Annotated in this window: 1 protein-coding gene; it reads left to right on the plus strand. The window is 74.6% G+C overall.

The window, feature by feature from the left end:
* Positions 1-59: 59 nt before the first annotated feature.
* A complete protein-coding gene (locus P3T35_RS23110; protein ID WP_101378598.1) occupies positions 60-10,001 on the plus strand; it encodes a type I polyketide synthase in 9,942 nt (3,313 codons plus the stop codon).
* The last annotated feature ends 73 nt before the right edge of the window (positions 10,002-10,074 follow it).

Consider the following 10,074-nt stretch of genomic DNA (forward strand, 5'->3'; position numbering starts at 1 on the left):
CGCTGTTCCCGCTGTGCACCGATCCGCTCGGCCGTCGATAGAGGAGTGACAAACCAGCCGTGAGCGAGGACAGGCTTCGCGACTACCTCAAGCGTGCGACGACCAAACTGCACGAGGCGCAGGAGAAACTGCGCGAACTGCAGGCGAAGGAGCAGGATCCGATCGCGATCGTCGCCATGAGCTGCCGGTACCCGGGCGGGGTCCGCTCGCCCGAGGACCTGTGGCAGCTGGTCAGTACCGGCACCGACGCGATCTCGGGTTTCCCGACCGATCGCGGCTGGCCGGCGGACCTGTACGACGAGGACCCGGATCGGTCCGGTCGTAGCTACACCCGTGAGGGTGGGTTCCTGCACGAGGCCGCACAGTTCGACCCTGCCTTCTTCGGCATGTCGCCGCGCGAGGCGCTCGCCACCGATCCCCAGCAGCGGTTGCTGCTGGAGACCGGCTGGGAGGCGTTCGAGCGGGCCGGGATCGTCCCGGCTGCCCTGCGCGGCAGCCGGACCGGCGTGTTCCTCGGCGTGATGTACAACGACTACGGCTCGCGCATCCGCAAGCTGCCCGCCGGCCTGGAGGGCTACCTCGGCAACGGCAGCGCGGGCAGCATCGCCTCCGGCCGGCTGGCCTACACCTTCGGGCTCGAAGGGCCCGCGGTGACGGTCGACACCGCGTGCTCGTCCTCGCTGGTCGCACTGCACCTGGCCAGCCAGGCGCTGCGCGAGGAGGAGTGCTCGCTGGCGCTGGCCGGTGGCGTGGCGCTGATGGCCACGCCCGGGGTGTTCGTCGAGTTCAGCCGGCTGCGCGGGTTGGCGGCCGACGGCCGCTGCAAGTCCTTCGGCGCGGCCGCCGACGGCACGGGCTGGGCCGAGGGCGTCGGCCTGCTGCTCCTGGAGCGGCTCTCGGACGCACGGCGCAACGGGCACCCGGTGCTCGCGCTGGTCCGCGGCAGCGCCGTCAACCAGGACGGGGCCAGTAGTCGGTTGACCGCACCCAACGGCCCGGCGCAGCAGCGGGTGATCCGGGCGGCGCTCGCCGACGCGCGGCTGACCGCCGACCGGATCGACGCGGTGGAGGCACACGGCACCGGCACCACGCTGGGCGACCCGATCGAAGCGCAGGCGCTGCTTGCCACCTACGGACGCGAGCGGGTGGCCGAACGCCCGCTCTGGCTCGGCTCGTTGAAGTCGAACATCGGCCACACCCAGGCCGCGGCGGGGGTGGGCGGGCTCATCAAGATGGTGCAGGCGATGCGCCACGGTGTGCTGCCGCGCACGCTGCACGCGGACGAGCCGACCCCGCATGTGGACTGGTCGGCCGGAGCCGTGTCACTGCTGACCGAGGCCGTGGCCTGGCCGGAGACGGGCGAGCCGCGCCGGGCCGGGGTGTCCTCCTTCGGGGTGAGCGGGACCAACGCACACGTGATCGTCGAGGCGGCCCCGGTGCCGGAGCCCGAGTCGGCCCAGCATCACCCCGATGTCGTGGTGCCGTGGGTGCTGTCGGGGCGCTCGGCGGGCGCGCTGCGCGAGCAGGCGGCGGCGGTGGCGGCCGTCGACGCCGCGGACCCGGTGGATGTCGGGTTCTCGCTGGCCACGACCCGGACGGCGTTCGCGCACCGGGCGGTGGTGCTGGCGGCGGACCGCGCTTCGGCACTGCGGGCTTTGGCGGAGGGGGAGTCGGCCGCGGGTGTCGTGGCCGGCGTGGCGGACACGCCGGGGAAGGTGGCGTTCGTCTTCCCGGGGCAGGGCGCGCAGTGGGCGGGCATGGCGGTCGAACTGCTGGACACCGCCCCGGTGTTCGCCGATCGGATGGGCGAGTGTGCGGTGGCGTTGGCGCCGTTCACGGACTGGGACCTGTTCGAGGTGCTGCGTGGTGATGGCGCCGAGCTTGAACGAGTCGATGTCGTGCAGCCGGTGCTGTTCGCGGTGATGGTGTCGTTGGCGGAGCTGTGGCGCTCGCACGGGGTCGAGCCGGCCGCCGTGGTGGGGCACAGCCAGGGTGAGATCGCGGCCGCCTGCGTTGCCGGCGCGCTCACGCTGGAGGATGCGGCCCGCGTGGTGGCGCTGCGCAGCAAGGCTCTCCAAGCGATCGCCGGACGCGGTGGCATGGTGTCGGTGGCGCTTCCGCTGGCCGATGTTCACGCGTTGCTCACCGGCGGTCTGTCGGTCGCCGCTGTCAACGGCCCTGCAACGGTTGTGGTTTCGGGTGACACCGGGGAGCTGGACGCGCTGCTGGCCCACTGCGAGGCGGACGGTGTGCGGGCCCGGCGGATCCCGGTCGACTACGCCTCGCACTCCTCCCACGTCGAGGCGCTGGAAGCCGAACTCCTGGACGTGCTAAGGCCGATCACGCCGCACGCCGCCACCGTCCCGTTCTACTCCACCGTCACCGCCGGCCTGCTCGACACCGAGCAGCTGGACGCCGCCTACTGGTACCGCAATCTGCGCCAGACCGTCCAACTCAAAGCATCCACGGATCAGTTGACTTCCGACGGGTACGGCGTGCTGGTCGAGGTCAGCCCGCATCCGGTACTCACCACGGCACTCCAGGAGACGGCTCCCGAGGCCGTCGTCACCGGCACCCTGCGCCGCAACGAAGGCGGCCCGGCCCGCTTCCTCACGTCCGCCGCCGAGCTGTACGTCCAGGGCGTTGCCGTGGCCTGGCAGTTCCCTGCCCACGCCCGCCGCGTGGACCTGCCCACCTACGCCTTCCAGCGTGAGCGCTACTGGCTCGACGCCCCCGCGCCCGCCGGCGACGTCACGGCCGCCGGCCTCGGTGCGGCCGGGCATCCGCTGCTCGGCGGCCTCGTCCCGTTGGCCGACGGCGACGGCTGGCTGCTCACCGGACGGCTCTCGCTGCGCACCCACCCGTGGCTGGCGGACCACCGAGTGCAGGGGACCGCCGTGCTGCCCGGCACGGCCGTCGCGGAACTCACCCTGTACGCGGGCGATCTGGTCGGATGCGACCAAGTGGAGGAGCTGACCCTGGAGGCGCCGCTGGTCCTCCCGGAGGACGGCGCGGTGCGGATCCAGCTCCGGCTCGGCGCGCCGGACGCCGTTGGTGCCCGTGCGCTGACCGTTCACACGGCCCCCGACGATGATGACCCGACGGGCTCCCCGTGGACCCGGCACGCCGCCGGCACCGTCGCCCGCCGCCCGACTGCCGCGCCGCTGCCGGACTCCGCGTGGGCAGCCGCCTGGCCGCCGGCAGGGGCGACGCCCGTCGACCTCGTCGGCCGCTACGCCGCGGCGGCCGAGCAGGGCCTGGGCTACGGGCCCGCGTTCCAGGGGCTGCGGGCCGCGTGGCGACGCGGCGAGGAGCTGTTCGCCGAGGTCTCGCTGCCCGAGGAGCAGCTTGCGGCGGCCGCCGACTTCCTGCTGCACCCCGCGCTGTTCGACGCCGCGCTGCACGCCACCGGCCTGCACCCGGCCGAGCCGGGCCCGACCCTGCTGCCCTTCTCCTGGCGCGGACTCACCCTCGCGGCAACCGGTGCCTCGGCCCTACGCGTGCGGCTGTTGCCGACCGGCCCCCAGGAGCTCTCGCTGCAGCTCGCCGACCCCACGGGCGCTGCCGTCGCCGCGGTGGACGCGTTGGCGCTGCGGCCCGTCTCAGCGGACGCGTTGCCCGCGGCGGGCGCCGTACCGCCGGACTCCCTGTTCCGGGTCGAGTGGCCGGCACTCCCCACCCCGACTCCGGTGGCGACCGGCCGCTGGGCCGTGCTCGGGCAGGACCCGTTCGGCCTGCCGGGCCTCGTCTGCCCGGACCTCGCCGCGCTCGCCGCGCTCGAAACCGTTCCGGAAGTAGTGCTGTTCGCGCCCGGCCCGGCCCCGGTCGAGGGCGTCCGCGAGCGGCTCTCCGAGGCACTGACGGTGCTTCAGGGCTGGCTGGCCGACCAGCGTTTCGCCGACTGCCGGTTGGTGCTGGTGACCCGTGGCGCGGTGGAGGCACAGTCCGGGGAGGGCCTGCCAGACCTCGCGGGCGCGGCCCTGTGGGGGCTGGTGCGCTCGGCGCAGTCCGAGCACCCGGGCCGGTTCGTCCTGCTGGACCTCGACGCCGACGGCGATCCGGGCGCCGCCGTGGCGGCTGCCTTGACCAGCGGCGAGCCCCAGTCGGCGGTGCGGGCCGGCGAACTCCGGGTGCCCCGCCTCGCCCGGGTGCCGGCGCCCGCCCGGCCCTCGGCGCCGCTCGACTTCGGCGACGGCCCGGTCCTGGTCACCGGCGGCACCGGCCTGGTCGGTGGGCTGACGGCCCGCCACCTGGTCGCCGAGCACGGCGTGCGGCGCCTGGTCCTGGCGGGCCGGCAGGGCGAGCAGGCGCCGGGAGCGGCCGAGCTACGGGCGGAGCTGCTGGCCCTGGGCGCGGCCGAGGTGACGCTGGCCGCCTGCGACACGACCGACCGCGACGCGCTCGCCCGGCTGCTCGCCCAGCACCCGGTGACCGCGGTGGTGCACGCGGCCGGGGTGCTCGACGACGCGACCGTCACCTCGCTGACCGCCGAGCAGCTGGAGCGCGTCCTCACCCCCAAGATCGACGCGGTCCGCAACCTGCACGAGCTGACCCGAGGCCACGAGCTCACCGCGTTCGTGCTGTTCTCCTCGGCCGCCGCCGTTCTCGGTGCGGCCGGGCAGGCCAACTACGCGGCGGCCAACGGCTTCCTGGATGCCTTCGCCCAGTACCGGCGTGCCCAGGCCCTGCCCGCGGTGTCCCTCGCCTGGGGCCTGTGGGCCGAGCGCAGCACGATGACCCGCAAGCTGGACCGGGCCGACGAACGGCGGGTGGCCGGCACCGGCATGCGGTCGCTCGGCTCCGACCAGGGGCTCGCCCTGTTCGACGCGGCGCTGCGCAGTGGCGAGCCGGTGCTGGTGCCCGCCCGGCTCGACCTCGCTGTGCTGCGGGGACTGGGTCCGGCACTGCCCGCCGTGCTGCGGGCCCTCGTCCCGGCCCGGCGCGTCGCGGGTGCGGCTGAGGCGGCCGGGAGTGGCTCGGCCAGGCTGCGCGAACGCCTCGCCGTGCTGCCGGAGACCGAGCAACTCGCACTGCTGCTCGACCTGGTCCGCGGCCGGATCGCCGCCGTGCTCGGCCACGCCTCGCCCGCAGCGGTCGATGTCCGGCAGGCTTTCAAGGACCTCGGATTCGACTCGCTCACGGCGGTCGACCTGCGCAACCGGCTCACCGCAGCGACCGGCCTGCGCCTGCCCGCCACCCTGGTCTTCGACCACCCGAACCCGCAGGCGGTGGCGCGGAAGCTGCGCGCCGACCTGCTCGGTGCGACGGTCGGCGCCGCGCCGACCGCTGCAACCGTCGCGCCGGGCCGACCGGTCGAGGACGACCCGGTGGTGATCGTCGCGATGAGCTGCCGCTACCCGGGCGGCGTGCGCACGCCCGAGGAGCTGTGGCAGCTGGTTGCGGACGGCGTCGACGCGGTCGGCGGCTTGCCCGCGGACCGGGGCTGGGACCTGGACCGGCTCTACCACCCGGACCCGGACCACACCGGCACGTGCTACGCCACTGCGGGCGGCTACCTGCGCGAGGCCGACCACTTCGATCCGGCGTTCTTCGGGATCTCGCCGCGTGAGGCGCTGGCGATGGACCCGCAGCAGCGGCTGCTGCTTGAGACCTCCTGGGAGGCGTTCGAAAGGGGTGGGATCGACCCGACCGCGCTGCGCGGCAGCCGGGCCGGCGTCTTCGTCGGGGTCATGTACAACGACTACGGTGCGCGGCTGCGGCGGGCACCGGAGGGTTTCGAAGGCCATCTGGGCAGCGGCAGCGCTGCGAGCGTCGCCTCCGGCCGGATCGCCTACACCTTCGGGTTGGAGGGCCCGGCGGTGACGGTCGACACCGCCTGCTCCTCCTCGCTGGTTGCGCTGCACCTGGCGGCGCAGGCGCTGCGGGCGGGAGAGTGCGAGCTTGCGCTGGCGGGCGGCGTGACCGTGATGTCCACGCCCGCAACGTTGATCGAGTTCAGCCGGCAGCGCGGGCTGGCGGCGGACGGGCGGTGCAAGTCCTTCGCGGCAGCGGCCGACGGGACGGGGTGGTCGGAGGGCGTCGGGCTGCTGCTGCTGGAGCGGCTGTCGGACGCGCGGCGCAACGGGCACCCGGTGCTGGCGGTGCTGCGCGGGAGCTCGGTGAACCAGGACGGCGCGAGCAACGGCCTGACCGCGCCCAACGGGCCGGCGCAGGAACGGGTGATCCGGGCGGCACTGGCCAACGCCGACCTGACGGTGGAGCAGGTGCACGCCGTGGAGGCACACGGCACCGGGACGACGCTCGGCGACCCGATCGAGGCGCAGGCGCTGCTGGCCACCTACGGGCAGCGGAACTCCGAACGGCCGCTGTGGTTGGGGTCGTTGAAGTCGAACATCGGGCACGCGCAGGCGGCGGCGGGTGTGGCCGGCGTGATGAAGATGGTGCTGGCGATGCGGCACGGCCTGCTGCCGCGCACGTTGCACGTGGACGAGCCGACCCCGCACGTGGACTGGTCGGCGGGCGAGGTGCGGCTGCTGAGCGAGGCGATGGAGTGGCCGGAGACGGGCGGGCCGCGGCGGGCCGGGGTGTCCTCGTTCGGGGTCAGCGGGACCAATGCCCATGTGATCATCGAGCAGGCGCCGAATGCGCCGGAGCCCGGCCCGACGGTGGCCGGCGGGGTCACGCCGCTGGTGGTGTCGGCGCGCAGTGCGCAGGCGCTGCGCGCACAGGCCGGGCGGTTGGTTGAACTCCTGGACAGTGACGCTCCGTTGGCGGATGTCGGGTTTTCGCTGGTGAGCGGCCGCGCGCTGTTCGAGCACCGCGCGGTGGTGGTCGGCGCCGAGCGGGATGAGCTCCGCCACGGGCTGACCGCGCTGGCGGCGGGGGAGCCGGCTGCCGTGGTCGTGCAGGGTATGGCCGAGGATCACGGGAAGGTCGCGTTCGTCTTCCCCGGCCAGGGCGCGCAGTGGGCGGGCATGGCGGTGGAACTGCTGGACAGTGCACCGGTGTTCGTCGAGCGGATGGCCGAGTGCGCGGCGGCGTTGGCGCCGTTCGTCGACTGGGACCTGTTCGAGGTGCTGCGCGGTGACGGCGATCTGCTGGCACGTGTGGACGTCGTGCAGCCGGTGCTGTTCGCGGTGATGGTCTCGCTCGCGGAGTTGTGGCGCTCCTACGGGGTCGCACCGTCGGCCGTGGTCGGTCACAGCCAGGGTGAGATCGCGGCCGCGTGTGTGGCCGGTGCGCTCACGCTGGAGGACGCGGCCCGGGTGGTGGCGCTGCGCAGCAAGGCGATCGGCGCGATCGCCGGGCGCGGCGGCATGGTCTCGGTCGCGCTGCCGCTGCCCGACGTTCGCGAGATGCTCACCGATGGTCTGTCGGTCGCAGCCGTCAACGGCCCTGCCACGGTGGTGGTTTCCGGTGGAACCGGTGAGCTGGACCAACTGCTCGCCCGTTGCGAGGCGGACGGTGTGCGAGCCCGCCGGATCCCGGTGGACTACGCCTCGCACTCGGCCCAGGTCGAGGCGTTGGAGGCCGGGCTCCTGGAGGTGCTCGCGCCGATCGGCCCGCGGTCGTCCGACGTCGCGTTCTACTCCACCGTGACCGGCGGCCTGCTGGACACCGCGGGCCTGGACGCCGCGTACTGGTACCGCAACCTGCGCCACACCGTTGAACTCGAAGCCACGACCGAGCAGTTGTTGGCTGACGGATACGACGTGCTGATCGAGGTGAGCCCGCACCCGGTGCTGACCATGGCACTGCAGGAGACCGCGCCCGAGGCCCTGGTGACCGGCACCCTCCGGCGCGGCGAGGGCGGCCTGGCCCGGTACCTTGCCTCCGCCGCCGAACTCCACGTCCACGGTGTCCCCGTGGCCTGGCAGTTTCCGGCCGGTACCCGGCGCGTCGACCTGCCCACCTACGCCTTCCAGCGCAGGCGGTACTGGCTTGACGCACCCGCCGAGCCGCAGGCGGAACCGGCCGTGGGTGACGCCGAGTTCTGGAACGCAGTGGAGCAGGACGACCTGCGGGCGCTCGCCGCGTCGCTGGAGCTGGACGAGGAGCCGCTCGGCAGCGTGCTGCCCGCACTCGCGACCTACCGTCGCCGGCAGCGCGAGCGCTCGACGGTGGACGGCTGGCGGTACCGGGTGCGGTGGCAGCGGTTCGAGACCGACCCGAGCCGGCGCCTGTCCGGGAACTGGCTGCTGCTACAGCCCGCCTCGGCCGGTGACACCCCCCTGGCCGACCTGATCACCCGCGCGCTGACCGAGGCCGGCGCCCGGGTGGTGCCGGTCGTCCCCGACCCCGCCGGGCTCGACCGCGCGGGGCTCAGCGACCGACTGGGCGCGGCAACGGCTGCCGGACCCGTCACCGGCGTGCTGTCGCTACTCGCCCGTGCCGGCGAAGGCCCTGACACCGCCGTCGCCGAAGCGGGCTTCGCGCAGACGGTCGGCCTGGTGCAGGCACTGGGTGACGCGGGCGTGTCGGCGCCGCTGTGGGTGGCGACCCGGGGCGCGGTGTCGGTGGGCGGCTCGGACCGTCTGATGTCGCCGGGGCAGGGGCTACTCTGGGGGCTCGGCCGGGTGGTCGGGGTGGAGTACCCGGACCGCTGGGGCGGGTTGGTCGATCTGCCCACGCTACCGGACGACCGCGCCGCGGAGCTGCTGGCCGGGGTGCTGGCCGAGGCCACCGAGGACCAGGTGGCGGTGCGCGGGGCGGGCCTGTTCGCGAAGCGGCTGGTCCGTGCCGAGGCCGGGACGGCCGACGGTCCGGCCTGGCGGCCGCGTGGCACCGTGCTGGTGACCGGCGGGACGGGCGGGCTGGGGGCCCAAGTGGCGCGGCACCTGGCCCGGGCCGGCGCCGAGCGGCTGGTGCTGACCAGCCGCCGCGGGCTGAGCGCTCCCGGCGCGGCCGAACTGTGCGAGGAACTGGCCGCGTTCGGGGCCGAGGCCGTGGTCGAGGCATGCGATGTGGCGGACCGGCAGGCCCTCGCGGAGCTGCTGGCACGGGAGCCGGTGACATCGGTCTTCCACACCGCGGGCGTGCTGGACGACGGTGTCCTCGACTCCCTGACGGCCGAGCGGGCCGCAACCGTGCTCGCGCCCAAGGCGCTGGGCGCCTGGCACCTGCACGAGCTGACCGCCGGCCAGGACCTCGACGCGTTCGTCCTCTTCTCCTCCGCCGCCGGGACGTTGGGCAGCGCGGGGCAGGGCAGCTACGCGGCCGCCAACGCCTACCTGGACGCCCTGGCGCACTTCCGGCGCGGTGTCGGCCTGCCGGCCACCTCGGTGGCCTGGGGCGCCTGGGGCGGGGTCGGCCTGGCCGCGGGTGCGGTGGGCGAGCAACTCGGTCGGCGCGGCGTGCGGGCGATGGCGCCCGAACTCGCGCTCGGGGCGCTGCAACGCGCTCTCGACGCGGGAGAGACGCTGATGCTGGTCGCCGACCTCGACTGGACCGCTGCTGCGGCGGAACGGCTGCTGAGCGAGCTCGTCGTCACGGGTCCGGCCGGATCGGCCGAGGACCCTCGCGGCGAGGCCGAGTCCCTGGTGGCCCGCCTCACCGCCCTGCCCGGGCCCAAGCGGGAGCGCGCGCTGGTCGACCTGGTGCGCTCGCACGTCGCGGCCGTCCTCGCGCACGCCTCGGTCGACGAGGTGGCGCCCGAACTGGCCTTCCGCAGCCTCGGGTTCGACTCGATGACGGCCCTCGGCCTGCGCAATGCCCTGGGCCGGGCCACCGGGTTGCGGCTGCCCGCGACCCTGGTCTTCGACTATCCGACGCCCCTGGTGCTCGCCCGGCACTTGGCCGAGCAGGTGCTTCCCGTGGCCCCCGACACCGGCGAGGACGAGGCCGCCATCCGGGATGCCCTTGCCCGCCTGCCCCTGGCTCGCCTGCGCGAGGCCGGCCTGCTGGGTCAGCTGCTGGTGTTGGCCGACCGGGCCCCGGCCGCCGCCGCGCCGCCAGTGACCGAGGAGCAGGGCACCGACGACCTCGACGAGCTGGATGTCGCGGCGCTGGTCGAGCGCGCCATGAGCGCCTCGGGCGACTGACCGGCTGTGGCGGCCGCCGTTCACCGCGAGCGGCCGCCGTTCACCACGACAGGACCCGCGAGTTCCACCAAGC

The organism is Kitasatospora sp. GP30, from assembly GCF_029892145.1.
GTDB classification, from domain to species: domain Bacteria; phylum Actinomycetota; class Actinomycetes; order Streptomycetales; family Streptomycetaceae; genus Kitasatospora; species Kitasatospora acidiphila.